This window comes from Panacagrimonas perspica (assembly GCF_004364935.1).
Lineage (GTDB): Bacteria > Pseudomonadota > Gammaproteobacteria > Nevskiales > Nevskiaceae > Panacagrimonas > Panacagrimonas perspica.
The window spans coordinates 2,487,901-2,508,676 of the sequence record NZ_SOBT01000008.1; the positions used below are offsets into that span (position 1 = coordinate 2,487,901).

The window sequence follows — 20,776 nt, forward strand, 5'->3', positions numbered from 1 at the left end:
TGATTAATGGGGCTGGATCGAGCCAGGCCGTACCACGGCCCCGAACTGATCCTTGAACGCACGCACCACCGGGTCATCGGCGATCGCGGCCTCGGCAACACGCTGCCGTTCCTGCGCGCGCTTCTGATCGAGCTGCGCGGGTGTGAGCGCGACCGCTTCTTCGGCCTGCGCCGGCTCGATGAGGAGTCGCACCTCGCGGCCGTACTGCGCCGCGAGCGCCTGTTCCATGGCGCTGCGTCGCGCCTCATGAAGCAGGAAGGCGGCCGATGCCGCGAGGCTGAGGCGGATCACGCCGTCCTTCTCGCCGAGCCAGGCACACTGGCGCGCGAGCTGGCGTCCGCCGCCGTCGAGCCCGAGCGTGTCGATGCGTTCGTCCCAGGGCAACTCGTGCGGCGGCACTCGCGGAACATTGACCGGCGGAGCCGGCGGCGTCGGTGCAGGTGGCGCCACGACGGGCGCCGCAGGCGCGGTCGCAGCAGCGCGCGCCACCGGCTCGGCGCGAGTCGTCTCGGGCGCTGAAGGCACCCGGCGCGGTGTTGCCGAAGGCGTTCCCGCCTTCGCGCCACCCGCGTCGTCCGGACGGAAGGCCAGCATGCGCAGCAAGGTCATCTCGAAACCGCAGCGCGGATCCGGCGCCCAGGGCAGGTCGCGCCGGCCACCGACCGCGATCTGATAGCAGAGCTGCACGTCCTCGGCCGCAATCTGCGCGACCAGGGCCACCAGTTCCGCATCGTCGTCGTCGGACGCCGCGTCCGGCAGCACCTGCAGCACCGCGATGCGCTGCAGATAGCCGGCAAGATCATTGAGCAGCGCCGAATAATCAGGTGCGCGCGTTTCCAGTTGCTGGATACCCGCGAGCAGCGCAGGACCATCACCCGAGGCGATGGCTGCAAGCAATGCGTAAAGCACCTGCCGGCCCGAGGTGCCCAGCATGTCCTCGACCGGACCGCGCTCCAGCTTCGCGCCGCCCGCAAAAGCGATGGCCTGATCGACCAGCGACAGGCCGTCGCGCATCGAGCCGTCGGCCGACTTTGCGATCTCGCTGACGGCACCGATCTCGAAGGCGACGCCTTCCTGATCCAGCACCTTGGCGAGCTGCTCGCGGATCACCGCGACCGGCAGGCGCTTGAGATTGAACTGCAGGCAACGGCTGAGCACGGTGATCGGCAGCTTCTGCGGATCCGTCGTCGCCAGGATGAACTTCACATGCGGCGGTGGCTCTTCCAAGGTCTTGAGCAACGCGTTGAACGCGCTCTTGGACAGCATGTGGACTTCGTCGATCAGATAGACCTTGTAGCGGCCTCGAACCGGTGCGTACTGGCTGTTGTCGATCAGCTCGCGCACGTTGTCGACGCCGGTGTTGCTCGCCGCGTCGATTTCCAGCAGGTCCACGAATCGGCCCGAATCCACTTCCTTGCAGGCCGAGCAGATGCCGCAGGGGGTGGCCGAAACGCCGGTCTCGCAGTTCAGGCCCTTGGCGACGATACGCGCCAGCGTGGTCTTGCCGACGCCGCGCGTGCCCGTGAGCAGGATCGCCGGATGCAGCTTGTCACCGTCGAGCGCATGCGTCAGCGCCTTGACCACGTGGCCCTGCCCCATGACGTCGGCGAAGACGCGGGGACGCCACTTTCTAGCGAGGGCGAGATAGCTCATGCATCGATCAGGGTGGTGAAACGGGCTGTCCGGAAGGACGACGATTGAGGCACTTCCTGCGACACCGCCTTGCCTGATGAACGCCGTCCCATCGGGCGGGCATTCATGCGGGAAAATCTTGTGTCGACGGCATGCCGAGATTGTCGCGGATGCGGCGCGTGGTCGCCAGCCACGCGCCGACTGCCACCCGCCTCAGGCGGGGTGGCGCATCACCGTGTGGGTCTCCGGCACCGGGTAAGCCGCCGCACCGAAGGTCTCGCGGATCGTGCGGTTGGTGTCGAAATAAACCTGCCAGTAATGGTCAGTATGGCAATAAGGCCGCACCGCCAGCACCGGACCATAGGTGGTGAAATCGATGATCTCGACGTCCGGCGCGGGCGCGGTCATCACGTTGGGGATTTTCGCCAGCGCGGCCTTGAGTCGCGCCACGGCATCCGCGGTATCGACACTGTGCGCGAGTTGCGCCGTGCGATCGACCCGCCGGTAAGCGTTGGTCGAGTAGTTCTTGATCGTGTCGCCGAACACCTTCCCGTTGCCGACGATGGTCTGCACGTTGTCCGGCGTCAGGATCGTGGTGGCGAACAGGCCCACGGCTTCGACGGTGCCCTCGACGGTGCCAGCCAGCACGTAGTCGCCAACCTTGAATGGGCGCAGCACGATCATGAAGGCACCGGCCGCGAAGTTGGACAGCAGGCCGCTCCAGGCCATACCGATGGCAACGCCAGCCGCCGCGATCAGGGCCGCGAGGCTGGTGGTCTCGAAGCCGAAGTAGCCCAGGATGGCCACGACGAGCACGATGTTGAGCACCACACCGACCACGTTGCCGACGTAGCGCAGCACCGTCGGGTCGACCTTCTGCCTGGTCAGCGCGTTCGTCACCATGCGGATGACGAAAGAGATCATCCATCTGCCGACGATGTAGACGGCGATGGCACCCAGAACCTTGATCGCGAACGCTGCCAGGATGCCCCCCCACGCACCGAATTTCTCGTTGAGTCCCGCAACGATTTCCATGATTTTCCCTGTCCGAAGAGTGAAGTTCTAGTCTAGAGGCACAGCATCACGGGCTCCCCGGGGCGCGCAAAAAAATGGCACGGCTCGTACCGGCTTCGAAAAAGAAAACGCCGGCAGAAGCCGGCGTTTCGATCAATGCACCACGGCCTGGAAGCCGATCTCGCGCCGATTGTTGGGCTTGACCGTCACTTCCTGGCGCAGCATGCGCACCAGTTCGGCAGGATCGTTCTCGCTCCCCAGCAAGCGGGCCCGGTTGCGCACCACGGCGTAATCGCCGGGGGTGAGCATGTCGATCTCGCGCACAGCGGCCGGGGCGTCCAGGCCGAAGTAGTGGTGGAACGCCGTCGCGCGCTGCTCCGCCTTCAGGAAATTGAAACGCACCTTGAACGAGAAGCGGCGCAGCGCGGCTTCGTCGAGATGGCCCATCAGATTGGTGATGCACGCGAAAGGCAGTTCGTGCGATTCCATCCACGTCAGCATCTCGTTGACCTGGCTGATCTCCCAGCCCTGGTGCGCGTGGCGACGATCGCCCAGCAACGAATCGGCTTCATCGAATACCAGGAACGCGCCGGACTCGCGCGCTTCGGCAAAAGCTTGCGCGATGTTGCGTTCGTTCTCGCCGACCCACTTCGACAGCAGGTCGGAAGCGCGCTTCTGGATCACTTCCATACCCAGTTCGTGCGCCAGCCAACGCACGTACGCCGACTTGCCGGTTCCCGGCGGACCGTACAGGCACATCGAGAACGCCCGTGTATCCAAGCCGACGAGTCGATTGCGAAGATTCGCCAGATCCAGATCCGCGTTGATCAGTGCAGGTTCGTAGCGCACCGAATGGACGGCCCGCGGCGGCGCCTCGGCTCCGCGCATGACCTTGGCGATCGAGTGGACCGCGCGACGAATGTCCTGGAATCCACCGCTGGTGAGCCGCGCCGATCGCACCGCGCCGGCCGCCACTGCGGGAGGCGCGTCGAAGTCCTCGGCCAGGCGACGAATCTCCTCGGCGGGAACCTGCACCTGCTCACGCGCGAGAATGCGCTGCCAGACGCGCTCGCGAACGCGTGCGGGCGGCACCTTCATTTCAATGGCATAGGTCATGCGCCGCAGCACCGAAGGGCCCAGTGCGGACGGATCGTTCACCGTCCACAAGGTCGGCACCCGCGTCTCTTCGAACAGGCGGTGCATGAACACGCGCGACCCATAGCCGCTGCGATCGCCGTCGAACATGCCGTCGTTGTCGCCGCGCAGCAGATCTTCGGCTTCGTCGAAGAGCAGCAGCGCGTCGGACTGGTTCTCGAGCAGCTTCTGCGAGAGGCGGAACGAACCGATGCGCTGATCTCGCGAAGGCTCCTGCCCGCGATCGTCGGATTGGCCGACACCGTAGAGCTTCAGGCCGAGCTTGGTGGCCAGCGTCTTGCAGAACTCGGTCTTGCCGGTGCCCGGCGGACCGTACAGAAGAATGTGGATGCCCTGGGCGCGTTCGCTGACGGCACGACCGAGCAGGTTGGCCGACAGTTCGCGATCGGCCGGAAGGTGGTCGTAGTCCTCCCACTCGAGGCTGTGCTTCAGCGGCTCGCCGAGCAAGGCGGCGCGTACATCCTCGATCGGCTGCGCCTGCGACTGCAGGAAACCGGTCAGCAAGGCCTGCGGCTGACAGTCGGACCGGTAGTCCGTCGTAAACAGGCCGCTTGCCAACAAACGACCGCGCGACGAGAGCGCTTCCACCACTTCGCCGCGCGTGATGCCCAGCATCGCGGAGAGCAGCGTCACGACGCCGCTGTCGCCTACCCGCAATTCGTCGAGTTCCAGCGTCTCGAACAGGTCCTCGACCTGCGGCACGACCCGTTCGCGGACCAACGCCGACATCACGGTTGCTTCGCTCTCGCTCAAGTTCAGCAGGCGGGCGACGGCGCCAAGATTGTGTTCCAGCGTGCTGGGCTCGACGGACTCGAGGGCCGCGAGACGTTCCGCGACGATCGCCGTCCAGCCCTCCGCATCGATCTTTCGAGTGTCGTCCTGCAGATCGAGCTCGAGATGCTCGGCCTCATCGCCGAGAAAACGCAGGAGGCCGTCCTGCGCCCAGCGAAAGCGTTCCAGCCGGCCACCGAGGTTGGCGATCCATCGAAGGACGACGCGCTGCTCAAAGGCTTCCATCATGGTTTGCTGCGGGGGGTCTGTCACAGAAGGGGTGACGGCCTAAGAGTGGGGCCTGACTTCGCCAGTTCCAAGACGGCCCGCCCGTAACGGGGCCAAAGCAATGCTTAATCAGGAGTTTGGTCCGCCTGGGAAAAGCGGGCCGGTCAGCGGGCCGCGAGGCCAATCACTGGGGACATTTCCCTGCAAATGCTGTGGAAAAGTCCCTTAAGTCTATGTCGGAAAAGACAAAAGACCGTTCATTGGAGAAGGTCCGCGCCAGCTTGCTCCGGCACCCGGCGAGACCGCTGCCGTTGCTCCCTTCCGGGCCTGGCGGGGTTCACGGTTTACCGTCGCGGAGGTCCGGCGCGGACCAGCAACCATTATCCGCGATTTTTTCGCCGAGCAGTCGATCAAGTTTCGTCGCGTTCACCGGCCTTCATATCGCTACTCACCTGCGCGAGCGGTTCGGCCGTGGTCGCGGCCCCGCCGGGCAGCTGCGCAGTAGCTGCGAGCTGGAGCACGTCGATGTTCGTGGCCGCCACCAACTCGGGGCTGGCGATGCGTGCGTTGACCTCGCGCACGATTTCTTCGCGCACGATGGGGCCGACGATGCGTAGATGCTCCAGGACTTCCGACGGCAGTCCGTGTCCGTCCACCTCGGTGCGAATCTGCGAATCCTTCACCGGATGCAGGATCAGCTTGAGGTTCAGGGGCGCGTACGTGCGCACGTCGATGTTGAGCCGGATCTCCACCTTGAGCGTGAACTTCAGTCTCAGGTTGATCAGCTTGACCTCGAGCTTCAGGTCGCCCTCGATCAGCATCACGAAGCTCACGTCCGGCAGCTTGTTCGTGATGGGCAACACGTCTACGTCCTGAAGCTGAAACACGTACGAGGCCACGAGCAGGTCCGCAGGGAACTTGCTGACCGAGCCTTCGATCATCGCCTTGAGCACGGTCTCGATCTCGCCGCGCAGACGTTCCGCCGTCACGACGTAGCGAACAAAGTTGTGGCCGAACTCGGCGTAGGAAATCGGTTTGCTCTGGTCCATGTTCAGTTCCGGGATGCGCGCAGCTGGACCTGTTCTTCGAGCGTGAGCGCGACCTTGTCGCGCAAGTACAGCGGGGCGAGATCGTCCGCGGCAAGGGTTCTGCCCGCCGCGAATTCAGGGAGTGCCAGCTTCAGTGCCGCTTGTGCCCGGGGAAGAGCCGCGCCGTCGACGTGCAGCACGTCGCCCGTCACACCCTGTCGCATCGTGGTTTCGTAAGTACCCCAGCCGGTGCCCACCGCATGCCAGGGACCTGCCGCGTCCTCCCGGAACTGATCCGGCGGCATCACGCGCAGCGGGCCCATCGAACGACACAGGCCGCTCGCGTCCGCTTCGAACGCACCGACATAGATCTCGTTCATGCGCGCATCGATGCTCGCGATCACGCGCAGGGCCCCTTCATCGAGGGCCGCCTGCGCCAGCATGGTCAGCGAGCTGATGCCCACCACCGGCCGATCGAGCGACAGCGCCAGGCCTTTGACGAAGCCCACGCCGATACGGACACCGGCAAAGCTGCCGGGACCGATGCCGCAGACGAACCCGTCGAGCTGCGCGAACGACAGGCTCGCCTCGGCCATCAGGCCGTGCACCATCGGCAGCATCTGCTGCGTGTGCGAACGGCCGGCGATTTCGAACCGCGCCAGCATCCTCCCCTCGACGAGGATCGCGGCGGAGCAGGCTTCGGTAGCGGTATCGATTGCGAGCAAGCGCATCGGATGAGAGCAGGTACGTGGCAATTACAGGGTGCGCAACCACTCTAGCGCGCCTTCGCGATCCACCTGCGACATGAACGGCAGCGCGGCCAGCATCCTGCGGCCATAGTTCTTCGTTTTCAGCCGGGGATCGCAGAGCACCAGAAGACCGCGGTCGGTCTCGTCGCGGATCAGGCGCCCGGCGCCCTGCCGCAGGCTGACGATCGCCTCCGGGAGCTGCACGTCGACGAAAGGATTGCCGCCGCGGCGTCGCAGCGCCTCGAGCCGCGCGTCGTATACCGGGTCACCCGGCGACGAGAACGGCAGCTTGTCGATGATGACCATCCGCAGCGCGCGACCTTTCACGTCCACGCCCTCCCAGAAGCTCTGGGTGCCGACGAGCACGCCGTCGCCGCTGGCCGCGAAACGTTCGACCAGGCGCGCGCGATCGTCCTCGCCCTGCACGAACAGCGGAACACGCAGCTGTGCGCGCAGCCTGTCGGCGATCTGCCGCAGCGCGCGATGACTGGTGCACAGCACGAAGGCTCCGCCACCGCTGCCCTCGATCAATCGCAGCGAGAGATCCGCCACACGATCCGGATAATCGGGGGCGCTCGGCTCGGGCATCCCTTCCGGCAGGTACAGGCGGCCCTGGTTGGGGTAATCGAACGGGCTTTCGAGCGCGACGCCACGGGCATCCTCGACGCCGATCTGGCGCCGGAAATGCGCGAAATCGCCGCTCGCGGACAGCGTCGCCGACGTCATGATCCAGGCGCCGGGATGCGCCGCGAACACGCGGCCGAAGCCCTGCCCCATATCCAGGGGCGTAGCGTGCAAGGTGCCACCGCGGCCCTGCGGCTCGGTCCAGCGCACCTGTTCTTCGTCCTGCTTTGCAGTGCAAATCGACAGCCGCGCCTGTAGCTGCCTCGCACGATCAGACAGAGCTTCGAGCGTCGTGCTGCGCTCGCGATGGGCTTCGAGCTCGGCGCACAGCGCATCGAGAGATTCCGCCACGGCTTCGACGGCGGGCGCCGCATCCCGCGCAACGAGGAATTCCTCGGTCGAGATTCGGGAATTGAGCTGCGCGAGCCGCGCCTCGAACTGGATGACTGGCGACGCCATCGCATTCGCCGCGAGGTGCAGGTCGGGCACATCGCCCTGCTCCGCCGCCGCCTTGAGGCTATCGTCGGCCAGATCGCGCAACTGGCGGCTGGAGACGCGCGACCCGAAGAACTGGCCCGCCAAGTCAGGGAGCTGATGCGCCTCGTCGACGATCACGGCGTCGGCGCCGGGAAGAATTTCCCCGAATCCTTCTTCCTTCAACAGGACGTCGCTGAGCAGCACGTGGTGATTCACAACGACGAGGTCGGCGCCCATCGCGGCGCGGCGGCTCTTCACGACGAAGCAATTACTGAAATCCGGACACTTGGCGCCCAGGCAGTTGTCGGCGGTCGAGGTGATCTGATGCCGCAGCCGATCGTCTTCGATCAGGCGACCCAGTTCCGATACTTCGCCGCGCTCCGTCGAATGCGACCAGCGTTCGATCTGCACCAGCCGCTCATCCACGCGTCGCGATGCCTGTGCGGAATCCTGCGCCGCGCGATTCATGCGGTAGACGCAAAGATAGTTGCTGCGTCCCTTGAGCATCGCGGTTCGCGCGGGCACGCGCAGCGCGTCCAGCAGGCGCGGCAGATCGCGCTCGAACAGCTGGTCCTGCAGATTCTTGGTGCCGGTGGACACGATCACGCGCCGGCCGGCCACCAGCGCGGGCACCAGGTACGCGAAAGTCTTCCCGGTTCCGGTTCCGGCCTCGATCAGGCGCAGGTCGGTCTGTTCGAAGGCCTGCGAGACCTCCATCGCCATGCGCGCCTGTACCAGGCGCGGCGTGAATCCGGGGATGGCCTTCGCGAGCGGACCGTCCGGCCCGAGGAGAAACGGAAGATCAGCCTCCACCCAGGGAGCGCTCGATCTCGTCGACGCGAGCCTCCGCCTGGACCGCCCCCAGCGAATCGCCCTTGCCCTGCAGGGCGCGCGCAATCGTCTTCCAGTTCTCGACCTCGACGTAGAGGTTGCCGCGAGCCAGGCTCGTGGACTTGCCGGCCACCGAGATGGCCTGGTCATACTGCTGCTGGTCGAGATAGACCTTGGCCAGTGCCGACCACACGAAGTAATTGCGCGGCTCGATGCGCTGCGCCCGCTCGAGCTGCGAGGCGGCGAGGTCGAGCTGCCCCTGCGTGCGCGCGTCGGCCGCCTTCCGCATCAGCGAAACCACGGCTTGGCCGCTGATGTTCTCCGCCGTACGTGGGAACGTCGGTGCGGCCGGCTTGACGGGTTCGATGACGACGGGCCCGGTCGAGCCCGACGTGCCGGGTATCGGCTGCATCGGCGGCTGGGTCGACGGGGGAACGGTCGAAACGGGCGGCTGCGGATACGGCACTCCGCCCTCGCGTGTCCCGGTCGAGGACGCGCAGGCGTTCAGCAGCAGGGCGGCCAACACGAGGGCGCCGAAGCGCAAGGTCATTCGAAAATCTCCCGCAACCAGTCGAGCGGCGTGTTCACTGCGGACTTCGCACAGGGCGCGAACTCCGTCGGTGCACGTCCTCGCAGATAGGGTAGCAAGACCGTGCTCTGGCAGCCCTCGTCCGCCTTCAAGCCCGTGTAGGTATCGGTGAGCTGCTCCTCGACATCTGGCGGCGGCACCATGTCCAGACCGCGTACCTGCAGATCCTTCATCACACGCGTCCACAGCACCAGGGCGCCGGAAGAACCAGTGAAGCCCATCGGCTTGTAGTCGTCGCGGCCCATCCAGACCACGGCGACGCGATCTGCGCCGAACCCGGCGAACCAGGAGTCGCGCAGGTCGTCGGTGGTGCCGGTCTTGCCGGCCAGCGACGTCCCCGGCGGTACCGCGGACAGCGCGGCGCGGCCGGTACCCAGCGAGATGACCTTCGTCATCGCCCAGTTGATTAGATAGGTGGGCCCTTCCGGCAGCGTCTGCTTGACCTTGATCGGGTAGCGGTTCAGCGCCTCGCCTTCCTTGGTGGTGACGCTGCGGATCGCCGACAGCTTGCTCTGGTATCCGCCCGCCGCCAGCGTGCCGTACATCTGCGCCACGTCGAGCGGCGCGATGTCGACCGCGCCGAGGAAGACGCTGGGATTCGGCTGTGCATCGCCGTAATACCCGGTGGCCTTCATCGTCTCCAGCACCTTGGCCGCCCCGACCTCGAGACCGGCGCGCACCGTCGGCAGGTTGTACGACTGGGCCAGCGCCATGTAGAGCGGCTGCGGACCGTGCAGCTTCTTGTCGTAGTTCTGCGGCGCCCAGACCTGCTTGTTGGGCAACTTCATCGAGATTGGCTCGTCGTCGATGATGGTGTGCAGATTGAAGCGGTCCGGCTGCTGATGGAGCGCCGTCAGGAACACGAAGGGCTTGGCGAGCGAGCCGATGGATCGGCGCGAGTCGAGCGCGCGGTTGAAGCCGGCGTAGCGGAATTCCCGACCGCCGACGATCGCCAGGACTTCACCGCCGTCGACGCTGGTGACGACACCTGCAGTCTGCAAGGTGCCTTCCTTGAGCTTGCGGTCCTTCTCGAGCTTGGAGATGCCTTCCGACAGGTCACTTTCCAGCACTTCCTGCGTGCGCGGATCCAGGGTGGTGAAGATGCGCAGGCCTTCGTTGGTCAGGTCCACGTCCTGGTACTGGCCCTTCAGCTGGCGCCGGACCAAGTCCACGAACGCCGGATAGCGCTCGACGCTGCCGCCCTTGCCGCCCGCGATGCTCAGCGGCTCGGCCACTGCCGACGTGTACTCGTCTTCGGAGATCAGGCCTTCTTCGAAGAACACCTTGAGCACCAGATCCCTGCGGGCCTTGGCCCGTTCGGGGTTGCGGCGCGGGTTGTAGGCCGAAGAACCCTTCACGACGCCGACGAGCAACGCGATCTCGTGGGTGCGCAGCTCGCTGATCGGCTTATTGAAATAGAAACGGCTGCCCAGGCCGAAGCCGTGCACGGCACGATCGCCGTCCTGACCCAGATGGATCTCGTTGAAGTAGGCCTCGAGAATCTCGTCCTTGCTGTAATGCGCCTCGAGCAGCAGCGCCATCAGCGCTTCCTTGGCCTTGCGCCGCAGATCGCGCTTGGGCGTCAGGAAGAAGTTCTTCACGAGCTGCTGCGTGATCGTGGAAGCGCCCTGCACCGCGTGCCCAGCCCTCAAGTTGGCCAAGGCGGCGCGCAGGATGCCGCGGACACTGATGCCGAAATGCTCGTAGAACCCGCGATCCTCGACGGCGACCAGGCCCTTGCGCAGCAGTTCGGGCACTTCGTCGAGTCGGACCAGCACGCGGTCCTCCCCCTGGGCCTGTGGATAGATGCTGCCGATCAGCATCGGGTCCAGCCGCACGATGTCGCGCGGCGCGTCCGCCTCGAGGTCCTGAATTTCGGCGATTCCCGCCTCGTCCATCTTCACGGCGATCTTGTACTGCGGCTGCGGCCCGTCCCAGAAGCGGAAAGCGCGCACCTCCACATCGATCCGGTCCTTGCTGGCGACGAAGGTGCCCGGCCCGTTCAGGACCTCGGACGGCCGGTAGCCGAGCCGTTCGAGTTCGTGGCGCAGTTCAGGGGCGTCGAGCTTGCGGCCGGGGTACAGGTCCTGGGCGGCGGCATAGACCTGCGCGGGCAACGCCCAGCGGCTGCCGGCGAAACGCGTACGGATTTCCTGGTCGAGCTGGATCAGGTAGCCGGACAGCAGCAGTCCGCCAACGCTGATCCCGATGACCAGGGCCGCAAGCGAGAACCAGAGGATTCGCCGAAAGAGGGGGGAAGACGGGCGCGCCATTTAAGCGCGCGATGATACCGGCAACGGCTTGCCAAAACCTGACCGCGCGGCCGGCGCGGGCGCCGGCCGCAGCATCCTTACGGGCTGCCCAGGACCTCGCGCTCCATGTCCTCCAGGGAGGTATGGCGCACATCCTTGCCCTTCACGAAATAGATGACGTACTCGGCAATGTTCTTGGCGTGATCGCCGATCCGCTCCAGCGAGCGCACGCACCAGATCAGGTCGATGACGCGCCGGATCGCACGGGGCTCTTCCATCATGTAGGTGATGCACTGCCGCATCAGCGCTTCGTACTCGCGATCGATCTTGACGTCGTCCCGCACCGTGGAGAGCGCGGCCTCGGCGTCCATCCGGGCGAATGCGTCCAGGGCCGAGCGCACCATCTGCGACACCTGCCGCGACAGATGCTGCGTTTCCATCATGTGGTGGTTCAGCCGCTCCTGCCGCGACAGGTCGCGCGCCATCTGCGCGATCTTGTGGGCTTCGTCGCCGATGCGCTCGAGATCAGTGATGGTCTTGATCACGGCGTAGACCAGTCGAAGGTCAGAGGCCGTCGGCTGGCGCCGCGCCAGGATGCGCGAGCACTCGTCGTCGATGACCATCTCGAGCTGGTCGACCTTGTCGTCGTTGGCGCGAACCTGATCGGCGAGATCGCCGTCGAGATCCATCAGCGCCCGGGTGGCGTCGACGAGCTGCTGCTCGACCAGACCGCCCATGGCCAGTACGCGCTGACGCACGTCCTCGAGTTCGGCGTTGAACGCGCTGGAAATATGCGATTTGTAACCTGGAGTGCTCATGTCGAAGACCCGTTAGCCGTAGCGACCGGTGATGTAATCCTCGGTCTGCTTCTTCGAGGGCTTGGTGAACAACTGGTCGGTGCTGCCGTACTCGATCAGGTCGCCCACGTACATGAAGGCCGTGTAGTCGCTGACGCGCGCCGCCTGCTGCATGTTGTGGGTGACGATGACGATCGTGTAGTCCTTCTTCAGCTCGTTGATCAGTTCCTCGACCTTGAGCGTGGAGATCGGATCGAGCGCCGAGCAGGGCTCGTCGAGCAGGATCACGTCGGGGTGGATGGCGATGGCGCGCGCGATGATCAGGCGCTGCTGCTGACCGCCCGAAAGCCCCAGCGCGGAGTCGTCCAGACGATCCTTCGCCTCGTCCCACAGCGCGGCACCCTTGAGCGCCCACTCGACAGTCTCGTCGAGGATGCGCTTCTTGTTGATGCCGGCCAGACGCAGGCCGTAGGCCACGTTCTCGTAGATCGACTTCGGAAACGGGTTGGGCTTCTGGAACACCATGCCGACGCGGCGGCGAAGCATCGCGATGTCCACATCGCGGTCGTAGATGTTCTTGCCGTCCAGCCGGATCTCGCCCGTCGTGTGACAGCCGTCGATCAGGTCGTTCATTCGATTGAAGCAGCGCAGCAAGGTCGACTTGCCGCAGCCCGAAGGCCCGATGAAGGCTGTGACCTTCTTCTGGGGAATCTTCATCGTGACGCTCTTGAGCGCCTTCTTGTCGCCGTAGAACAGATCGAGCTTGTCGACTTCCAGCGCAATCGTTTCGTCTTCGAGTTTCACGCCTGCACGCTCTCGCTGCATGGACTCGATATCGATGCCATGCGTGATAGGGGTCCTATCCTGTACACCGGTCATGGGGGAATTGTCCAAGGTGAGGTTGCCGAACGCGTCAGGCTTGTGAAAGGAGTCGACTAGCCCTCGAGCGCCTTGTAGCGCTCGCGGAGCCGATTGCGGATGCCGATGGCGGTGAGGTTCAGACCAATGATCACCAGCACCAGCAGGAAGGCCGTCGCGTAAACCAGCGGACGCGCGGCCTCGACGTTGGGCGACTGGAAGCCGACGTCGTAGATGTGGAAGCCCAGATGCATGAACTTGCGTTCGAGGTGCAGGAACGGCGCATTGCCGTCCAGCGGCAGCGACGGCGCGAGCTTGACGACGCCCACCAGCATCAGCGGAGCGACTTCGCCGGCTGCGCGCGCGATGGCCAGGATCAGGCCGGTCATCATCGCCGGCGAGGCCATGGGCAGGACCACGCGCCACAGCGTCTCGGCCTTGGTGGCGCCCAGCGCCAGGCTCGCCTCGCGGATCGACCGGGGAATGCGCGACAGGCCTTCCTCTGTAGCCACGATCACCACCGGCAAGGTCAGCAGCGCCAGCGTCAGCGAGGACCAGAGGATGCCCGGCGTGCCGAACGTCGGTGACGGCAGGCCTTCGGAATAGAACGCCTTGTCGATGCTCGACCCGACGAAGTAGACGAAGAAACCAAGACCGAACATGCCGTAGACGATCGACGGAACGCCCGCGAGATTGTTCACGGCAATGCGGATGATCTGTGTCACCGGGCCCTGCTTGGCGTACTCGCGCAAGTAGAGCGCGGCGAGCACGCCGAACGGCATGACCACCACGGACATGATCATTACCATCATCACGGTGCCGAAAATGGCTGGGAAGATGCCGCCTTCGGTATTGGCCTCGCGCGGATCGTCGGACACGAACTCCCACACCTTGGACCCGAAGAAGCCGAGCTTCGAGAACAGGCCCATCTCGTTGGGGCGATAGCCGCGCACGACTCGCGCCAGCGGAATCTCGACTTCCTTGCCGTCGACCGTCTTCATCACCAGCGCGTCGCGCGACAGGTCCTTGCGGATGGCGTCGAGCTCGAGACGCAGCTTCTCGTAGTCGGCGTCCTGTTCCTTGCGACGCTCGTCGAGCTTGGCGTAGTCCGCGGGATCGTTCTCGCGCGTATGACCGTCGATCTGCAGGCGCTTCTCCGACAGGCGCAGGTGCTCGATGCGGTAATTGATCGCACCGATCTCGTTCTTCTCGATCTCTTCGATCTTGCTACGAAGGTCGGTCGCGCGATCCTGCAAGGGCTGATAGGCGGCCCAGGCTTCCGGCCCCGTCGCCACGATCACGCCATCGGTCTTCACCGCGTGCAGGAAACCGTGGAAGTTGCCCCACTCCACCCGCTCCAGCACCACCGCGTCTTCGGGATAGCTGCGTTGCACCAGCCAGTCGGACAGCACCGGCCGGAAGTCAGCGCCCAGGAGGTCGCGGTTGGCGACCTTGATCAGGAGACGGTCGTACAGGAGCTGCGCCTCGTCGACCTTGAGGCCTGCGTTCTTCAGGCGCGCGCTCGTGACTTCTTCTGTGCTGCGGATCTCCGCAAGGATCGGCTCCGCCGGCTCGCCCGGTGCGGTGTATTGGCCCTGGACGACATCCGCCGGCCAGAAATGCGGCAACCCGCGTGCGGCCGTCAGGATCAGCAGCGCCAGCGTGATCATGAATGCCACCGAGATCGCCGCCGCCGTGAGCCAGACGTACGGAGAACCCGACTTCACATAGGCGCGCACACCTTCCGTATCCCGGGCAACCAGGGACTTGGGCATCGCGGCTGCGATTTCTTCCGCTGCGGTCGTCATAGCGAGCTGTACTTCTTGCGCAGGCGGCTACGAACGACTTCCGCGAGCGTGTTCAGGAAGAAGGTGAAGAAGAACAACACGAGTCCGGCCAGGAACAGCAGGCGGAAGTGCGTGCTGCCGACTTCGGATTCCGGCATCTCGACCGCGACGTTGGCAGCCAGCGTACGCATGCCCGAGAACAGACTGAGATCCATGACGGCGGTGTTGCCGGTTGCCATCAGCACGATCATCGTCTCGCCGACCGCGCGACCCATGCCGATCATGATTGCCGAGAAGATGCCCGGGCTTGCCGTCGGCAGCACGACACCGATCAGCGTCTGCCAGGGCGTGGCTCCCAACGCCAGCGAACCGAGCGACAGATGCTTGGGCACCGAGAAGATCGCGTCCTCCGCGATCGAGAAGATCACGGGGATCACCGCAATGCCCATCGCGATGCCCACGACCAGCGAATTGCGCTGGATGTAGCTGATACCCAGCGTGTGATCCATCCAGCTCTGCATGTTGCCGCCGAAGAACAGCGCCTCGATCGGATGAGCCAGCATGAAGCAGCCCCAGATGACGAACGAGATCACCGGGATCAGCAGCGCGGCTTCCCAGCCGGGCGGAACTCGCAGGCGGATGGCACGCGGCATGCGCGTCCACAGAAATCCGAAGATCGGGATGGAGGTCGGCAACAACAACAAGCACAGGAACATGCCTGGCAGGTTGGTCTCGACGAACGGCGCCAGCCACAGGCCGGCGAGGAAGCCGAGAATCACCGAGGGCAGCGCCGCGAGCACCTCGACCGAGGGCTTCACGACCTGGCGCATCTCCGGCGACATGAAATTCGCCGTGAAGATCGCGCCCATCACCGCGAGCGGGATGGCGAAGATCATCGCGTAGAACGCGCCTTTCAACGTGCCCAGCGCCAGCGGCGTCAGGCTGAACTTGGGTTCGAAGTCCGACGTGGCGGACGAGGACTGGTACAGGAACTTCGGCTCGTCGTAGCTCTCGTACCAGACCTTGCCCCACAGCGCGGAGAAGGACACCTCCGGGTGTTCGTTATGGACTTCGCTGACGCGAAGCTGGCCGTCAGCAGACAGGGCCATCATCACGCGGGCGCGCGGATTGAAGACCAGGCGCTCCACCGGCGAATCGAAAACCTTCTCCTCGTGCACCCGGCTGCCGGACGTGGCGTAGAACAAGCTCACTTTTCCGGACTCATCGCCGACCGCAAATCCGCGACGACGCTGCTCGGGGCCGATCGCGGTCACCGGGGAATTGCCGACCTTGAACTCGCGGACCTTCGCCAGGTACCACTCGCTTTCGTTGCGGCGTGCCGGGAACCACTGCGTCACCTTGCCGTTGTCCTGCGCAACGACGATGGAGATGCCGCCGGCGAGGTAGCGCGCTTCGGTGATCTTCGCGCCCGCTTCCTTCACCTCGACCAGCTCGGGCGCTTCCGATCCCTTGAGGCGGTAGAACGCAATTTTTCCGGCTGCGCGATCGATGACGTAGAGCCAGTGCAGCAAGGGCTCGAGCAGCAGGACGTCGGGCTTCACCGCCGGCGTGAACGTCTGGACCGCCGATTCCGTCATCGTGATGTCGCCGAACAGCGAAGTCTCCTGCGCGAAGACTTTGAGGTTCAGCGCACCGTTGGCATCGGCGCCGACGAGCATCAGCGAGTCACCTTCGTCGCGCGCAACGAAACTCGTCGCAGGACCGCTCATGAAGGCCAGAGGGGCATTGCCTTTGGGGAACGACAGACCCGGTGTGATCAGGCGCTTGTCGTTCGGATACGTCACCTTGTACTCGTGCGCGAACACCAGCACCGATCCGTCTTCGAGGGCGCCCGCAAGCAGGCCGCGCTCGGTCGCCACCGAACTGATCGACTGCAGCTTGCGCCCGGCCAGCGGCAGGGTCTCCGTTCCGCGAACAGTTCCTTCATGGAGGTCGAAGAACGTGACTTCGCCGCTCTCTTCGGCGCGCATGCCGATTTCGCCCTGCTCCTCCGCCGCCAGGTAGAGCGTACGACCGCCTGCCCCCGGTATGGCGAAGGTCTTGCGTTCCTCGACATGCGCACCGGCGAACAGCGGTGCGACCTCCTGAGCGAGGTAGACGAAGATCAGAAGCAAGGCGCCGATCACACCCAGGCCGCCGACGAGCACGACATAGCGGGCCAGTCGGTCCTTTACGTATCGCGCCTGGAATCCGCCACGTCCCGCCGTGATGGATCGCGGCAGTTCGGCCGCCGAAGCCGGTGTCTGAGCAGTGCTCATGGCCGCAAGATAGTCGTCAATTTAATAGTTGGCGGCACGATCGCCGCCACTTCCCTTTCCATAGCGTCCAGCCATTCTGGGCGCTGTGGAAAAGGGTCCGGCTCGGGGCTGCCGTGCCGGACCAAGACACTACCTCAGAAGCTGAGCTGAGTACGCAGCGTGAAGGCGTCGGGCTTGTCCTTGCCAGCCGTACCACCCAGGTCCGCTTCGGCCTTGTAGTAGTTCAGCATGAAGCGCACACCCGGATTCACGTACCAGTTGACGCCGAGCGTCACCTGCGTGACTTCGCACTTGTCGGCCGCGGCAGCACCGGAAACGCCGGTCACCGAGCAAAGTGCGTTCGAATCGGATTCATCCTTGCTCTCGATCGATTCGTAGCGGGCAACGGCTTCCCAGGCGCCGAAGGTGTTGATCGGCTTCGGCGAACCAAAAGCGCCGCGATCCTTCTTGTACGGCTTCTTTTCGCCGGTGATGAACCAGCTGAGCTGCGCGTAGTAGGCATCGATGTCGGCGTCTTCACGATCACCGGCTGCACCGGACGCATCTTCCAGCGTCGCCATCGCATATTCGGCCTGCGCCGTCAGCGGACCGAACGAGGCTGCCAACTCGACAGCCAGCGTGTCCTGATTGCCGCAAGCCACGACGGCCGTGTTCGAGCATCCGCCGACACCAGCGTTGCCGAACGTGATCGCCTGGCCGCGACGGCCGCCGTACGTGAACCCCGGCGTGGCAGCCGCGGATCCGACGTCTTCGGAATCGATGTGATACGAGACGGCGACATGCACCGTCTGGCCTTCCGCCGACATCGGGAACCAGTAACCGCGTCCGCCGTAGGTAAGTCCTTCAGTGGTGATGTTCGACGAACCCAGCTGCATCACGTCGAAGCCATAACCGAACTGATCAGCGATGATGCCCTTGTACCCGACGCCCATCAGATACTGGCGGCCGTTATAGATGCCCGACGCCGAGGTGACAGGGCGCTCCGCGAACGTGATTTCGTTCGAGCTCGTGAGTTCTTCCATACCGCGGTAGGGCTTGAACTGACCGATCGTCAGCTTGCCCGGACCGACATTGGTCGCGACCCACATTTCGCGATTGCCGGAGGCGCCCGTGTTGCTCAGGGTGCACGCGATCGTCGGCGTACCGCCAGCGGCTGGCACGGCCGTGGACGTGCAAGCCGCGGTGCCGGCTTCGGCTGCGAAGTCGTGCTCGTACTTGTATTCCCATCCGTACAGTTTGCCCGTCAGGGTCAGGTACTCGCGGCGGAACGCGGTACCGCCACGGTTGTTCAGACCGGACGAGCCGAACGCGGCATCATCATCCGGGGAGAACGTGTAAGCGTCGAAGTGGATACGACCGTTGATGTTGGCCTCGAAGCGGCCGTCCTCGGTCTTGATCTTGATGCCGCCCTTGGTCTCGGCGGGATCCGCATGCGCCACGCCCATGCTGCTCCCGACAAACACGGCGAGGGCGCCGTACTGCATCAGCTTGTTCATTTTTTGTGCTCCCAGTTGATTCTGTTCGGTCGTCCGCGGTCCACCACTTGCGGTGGCCGCGGACGTCATGCGTCTTGGAGGGGTGTTACTGGATGCCCAGGTCCGTGCGGAACTTCGCGGCGACCTTCTCGGGCAGCGGCACGTAGCCGTCCTTCTCGACCACTTCCTGGCCCTGCTTGGACAGGACCATCTTGAAGAACTCGGCTTCCATCGGAGACAGCGGCTTGTTCGGCGCCTTGTTGGCGTAGACGAACAGCACGCGAGAGAGCGGGTACTTGCCGCTGATCGCGTTCTCGTGCGTCGCTTCGATGAAAGGGTCGCCTTCCTTCTGCGCCAGCGGCAGCGCTCGGACACCCGACGTCTTGTAGCCGATGCCCGAGTAACCGATGGCATCGAGACCGGTCGAGATCGACTGCACGACCGAAGCCGATCCCGGCTGCTCGTTCACACCGGTCTTGAAGTCACCCTTGCACAGCGCGTGTTCCTTGAAATACCCGTAGGTACCGGAAACCGAGTTGCGCCCGTAGAGCTGGATTGCTTTCGGAGCGAGGTCGCCGGTCACGCCCACGTCACTCCAGCGCTTGGCGTCCTTGCCGGCGCCGCACTTGCGCGTGGCCGAGAAGATCGCGTCGACCTGGGGGATCGAAAGACCCTTGATGGCGTTGTCCTTGTTCACGAACACGGCCAGCGCGTCGATGGCGACGCCCACGCCGGTCGGCTTGTAACCGTACTTCTGCTCGAAAGCTTGGATTTCCTGGTCCTTCATCGCTCGCGACATCGGACCAAAGTTGGCCGTGCCCTCGGTGAGGGCCGGCGGCGCGGTGGAAGAGCCCGCGCCCTGGATCTGGATGTTGACGTTCGGGTAGTAACGCTTGAACTGCTCGGCCCACAGCGTCATCAGGTTGTTCAGCGTGTCGGAGCCGACGCTGCTGAAGTTGCCCGAGACACCCGAGGCGGGCTTGTACTCCGGGAGGCCCGGATCGACTGCTGCTGCGAACAGCGGGGTTGCAGACACGGCGGTGGCTACGCCGATGGCCAGCGCAAGCTTCCGAAAGTTCATATGGGACGATGTCCTTGGGTTTTCTGAGGTCGGTGTGACGGCGCGCATCGTGGGCGCGGACCAAGAAAACCGTGTGAAGGACAGGTGACGGTTGTGTTACAGCGACCCAGAACGCGCACGCGATCGGCGAAGCCCCCGACGTAGTCATCGGCCCCGCTCTCCAGGTAGTTCCGCTGGAAGCGGTTAAATCCTCGCGCCGACAGCCTTAGCGGCCATCGTGGAGCCGATGAAGATCAGCAGCACCGAGATCGTCCGCTTGAGGCCCTTGTCATCGAGCCGGAACGCGATGCGCGTTCCGAGCCATATGCCAGGTAGCGCGCCGAGCAGCAGGAAGCCCAGCATCGAATAGTTCACCGTGCCCAGCCCGGCATGGCCGAGCCCCGCAATGCCGGTGATCAGCACAGCGTGGGCAAGGTCACTGCCGACCAGGCGGATCGGGGCATGCGTCGGGTAAAGGATCAGCAGCAACATCATTCCGATGACACCCGCGCCGACCGACGAGATGGTCACGAGGGCCCCGATCAGCACCCCGCAGACGACCGTGAGCGCACGCTGATGACGAACGAGGAACCCTGGGCCGCTGCCCGCCCGCTCGCCCTTGTTGATCAATCTCAGAAGGGGCTCCTGCAGCAGGGTGAACGTCGCGGTGAGGACAATCGCGCCCGCTAGCGTCAGCTTGATCAGCTGATCAATTCCCGGACCCGCTGCCTGATGCCGCAGGAAGAGCAGTGTGATCAGTGCCGCCGGCACGCTACCCACCGAGAGCCAGCCCACGATCTTCCAGTCGACGGTCCCGCGCCGGCCATGCAGGACGACCCCGAAAGCCTTGCTGACCGAGGCATAGAGAAGATCGGTTCCAACGGCCACCGCTGGGGAGATTCCATAAAACAGGATCAGGATCGGGGTCATCAGCGACCCACCGCCCACCCCGGTGGCGCCTACGGCAGTCCCGACGACCAAGCCTGCAAGGGAAAAGGCGAAACCATCCATGCCGAAGTGTTATGACTTAAGGGAATAACTGCCTACGCTAATGGTTTTTAAAGTGGATTAAGAGCAGGGTTCCGGTCTAACAAAATCACCTTATGGCATAAGGCGCAGTTCTATTGGACCCAGCGCCTGCAGCCGCTCTACCATTCGGCATATGTTCGT

Annotated in this window: 15 protein-coding genes and 1 other RNA gene; all 16 read right to left on the reverse strand. The window is 64.5% G+C overall.

Annotation, left to right across the window (positions count from 1 at the left end):
- Nucleotides 1-3: 3 nt before the first annotated feature.
- Nucleotides 4-1,653 carry a DNA polymerase III subunit gamma/tau gene (gene dnaX / locus DFR24_RS11235; RefSeq protein WP_133881346.1) on the reverse strand — a complete coding sequence of 550 codons (1,650 nt, stop codon included), beginning with the start codon at nt 1,651-1,653 and terminating at the stop codon, nt 4-6.
- 192 nt (nt 1,654-1,845) lie between these two features.
- Nucleotides 1,846-2,667, reverse strand: coding sequence for a mechanosensitive ion channel family protein (locus DFR24_RS11240; protein ID WP_133881347.1), 822 nt, complete (start codon nt 2,665-2,667; stop codon nt 1,846-1,848).
- Nucleotides 2,668-2,799: 132 nt separating this feature from the next.
- The gene (locus DFR24_RS11245; protein WP_133881348.1) at nt 2,800-4,821 is read right to left on the reverse strand and encodes an AAA family ATPase; all 2,022 of its coding nucleotides are present in this window, start codon (nt 4,819-4,821) and stop codon (nt 2,800-2,802) included.
- Nucleotides 4,822-5,070: 249 nt separating this feature from the next.
- An RNA gene (gene ffs, locus DFR24_RS11250) (signal recognition particle sRNA small type) lies at nt 5,071-5,167 on the reverse strand.
- A gap of 43 nt (nt 5,168-5,210) precedes the next feature.
- Nucleotides 5,211-5,849: a hypothetical protein gene (locus DFR24_RS11255; RefSeq protein ID WP_133881349.1), complete on the reverse strand. Its 639-nt coding sequence runs from the start codon at nt 5,847-5,849 to the stop codon at nt 5,211-5,213.
- Nucleotides 5,850-5,851: 2 nt separating this feature from the next.
- A complete protein-coding gene (gene tsaB / locus DFR24_RS11260; protein ID WP_133881350.1) occupies nt 5,852-6,559 on the reverse strand; it encodes a tRNA (adenosine(37)-N6)-threonylcarbamoyltransferase complex dimerization subunit type 1 TsaB in 708 nt (235 codons plus the stop codon).
- A 24-nt stretch (nt 6,560-6,583) separates the two neighbouring features.
- Complete coding sequence (locus DFR24_RS11265) at nt 6,584-8,491, reverse strand: ATP-dependent DNA helicase (RefSeq protein WP_246051594.1); 1,908 nt, start codon at nt 8,489-8,491, stop codon at nt 6,584-6,586.
- A complete protein-coding gene (locus DFR24_RS11270) occupies nt 8,481-9,059 on the reverse strand; it encodes a tetratricopeptide repeat protein (protein WP_133881351.1) in 579 nt (192 codons plus the stop codon). The genes DFR24_RS11265 and DFR24_RS11270 overlap by 11 nt, the downstream gene beginning before the upstream one ends.
- Complete coding sequence (gene mrcB / locus DFR24_RS11275; RefSeq protein ID WP_133881352.1) at nt 9,056-11,371, reverse strand: penicillin-binding protein 1B; 2,316 nt, start codon at nt 11,369-11,371, stop codon at nt 9,056-9,058. Before mrcB ends, DFR24_RS11270 begins: the two co-directional genes overlap by 4 nt.
- Before the next feature lie 77 nt (nt 11,372-11,448).
- On the reverse strand, nt 11,449-12,168 hold the full coding sequence (gene phoU, locus DFR24_RS11280; RefSeq protein WP_133881353.1) for a phosphate signaling complex protein PhoU: 720 nt from the start codon (nt 12,166-12,168) through the stop codon (nt 11,449-11,451).
- A gap of 12 nt (nt 12,169-12,180) precedes the next feature.
- A complete protein-coding gene (pstB, locus tag DFR24_RS11285; RefSeq protein ID WP_133881354.1) occupies nt 12,181-13,026 on the reverse strand; it encodes a phosphate ABC transporter ATP-binding protein PstB in 846 nt (281 codons plus the stop codon).
- A 56-nt stretch (nt 13,027-13,082) separates the two neighbouring features.
- The gene (gene pstA / locus DFR24_RS11290) at nt 13,083-14,780 is read right to left on the reverse strand and encodes a phosphate ABC transporter permease PstA (RefSeq protein WP_366518918.1); all 1,698 of its coding nucleotides are present in this window, start codon (nt 14,778-14,780) and stop codon (nt 13,083-13,085) included.
- Nucleotides 14,781-14,809: 29 nt separating this feature from the next.
- Nucleotides 14,810-17,071 carry an ABC transporter permease subunit gene (locus DFR24_RS11295; protein ID WP_133881356.1) on the reverse strand — a complete coding sequence of 754 codons (2,262 nt, stop codon included), beginning with the start codon at nt 17,069-17,071 and terminating at the stop codon, nt 14,810-14,812.
- Nucleotides 17,072-17,205: 134 nt separating this feature from the next.
- The gene (locus DFR24_RS11300; protein WP_210772631.1) at nt 17,206-18,567 is read right to left on the reverse strand and encodes an OprO/OprP family phosphate-selective porin; all 1,362 of its coding nucleotides are present in this window, start codon (nt 18,565-18,567) and stop codon (nt 17,206-17,208) included.
- Nucleotides 18,568-18,652: 85 nt separating this feature from the next.
- Nucleotides 18,653-19,627: a PstS family phosphate ABC transporter substrate-binding protein gene (locus DFR24_RS11305; protein ID WP_133881357.1), complete on the reverse strand. Its 975-nt coding sequence runs from the start codon at nt 19,625-19,627 to the stop codon at nt 18,653-18,655.
- Nucleotides 19,628-19,810: 183 nt separating this feature from the next.
- Nucleotides 19,811-20,617 (reverse strand): sulfite exporter TauE/SafE family protein, encoded by an 807-nt coding sequence (locus DFR24_RS11310; protein ID WP_133881358.1) that lies wholly within the window; start codon nt 20,615-20,617, stop codon nt 19,811-19,813.
- Between the last annotated feature and the right edge of the window lie 159 nt (nt 20,618-20,776).

Excerpts from the sequence above, each read along its gene's own strand:
- mrcB (WP_133881352.1), bottom strand. The coding sequence starts at position 11,371 with ATGGCGCGCCCGTCTTCCCCCCTCTTTCGGCGAATCCTCTGGTTCTCG.
- DFR24_RS11295 (WP_133881356.1), bottom strand. The coding sequence starts at position 17,071 with ATGAGCACTGCTCAGACACCGGCTTCGGCGGCCGAACTGCCGCGATCC.
- DFR24_RS11270 (WP_133881351.1), bottom strand. The coding sequence starts at position 9,059 with ATGACCTTGCGCTTCGGCGCCCTCGTGTTGGCCGCCCTGCTGCTGAAC.
- DFR24_RS11240 (WP_133881347.1), bottom strand. The coding sequence starts at position 2,667 with ATGGAAATCGTTGCGGGACTCAACGAGAAATTCGGTGCGTGGGGGGGC.
- DFR24_RS11255 (WP_133881349.1), bottom strand. The coding sequence starts at position 5,849 with ATGGACCAGAGCAAACCGATTTCCTACGCCGAGTTCGGCCACAACTTT.
- tsaB (WP_133881350.1), bottom strand. The coding sequence starts at position 6,559 with ATGCGCTTGCTCGCAATCGATACCGCTACCGAAGCCTGCTCCGCCGCG.
- pstB (WP_133881354.1), bottom strand. The coding sequence starts at position 13,026 with ATGACCGGTGTACAGGATAGGACCCCTATCACGCATGGCATCGATATC.
- pstA (WP_366518918.1), bottom strand. The coding sequence starts at position 14,780 with ATGCCCAAGTCCCTGGTTGCCCGGGATACGGAAGGTGTGCGCGCCTAT.
- DFR24_RS11310 (WP_133881358.1), bottom strand. The coding sequence starts at position 20,617 with ATGGATGGTTTCGCCTTTTCCCTTGCAGGCTTGGTCGTCGGGACTGCC.
- dnaX (WP_133881346.1), bottom strand. The coding sequence starts at position 1,653 with ATGAGCTATCTCGCCCTCGCTAGAAAGTGGCGTCCCCGCGTCTTCGCC.
- DFR24_RS11305 (WP_133881357.1), bottom strand. The coding sequence starts at position 19,627 with ATGAACTTTCGGAAGCTTGCGCTGGCCATCGGCGTAGCCACCGCCGTG.
- DFR24_RS11300 (WP_210772631.1), bottom strand. The coding sequence starts at position 18,567 with ATGAACAAGCTGATGCAGTACGGCGCCCTCGCCGTGTTTGTCGGGAGC.
- phoU (WP_133881353.1), bottom strand. The coding sequence starts at position 12,168 with ATGAGCACTCCAGGTTACAAATCGCATATTTCCAGCGCGTTCAACGCC.
- DFR24_RS11245 (WP_133881348.1), bottom strand. The coding sequence starts at position 4,821 with ATGATGGAAGCCTTTGAGCAGCGCGTCGTCCTTCGATGGATCGCCAAC.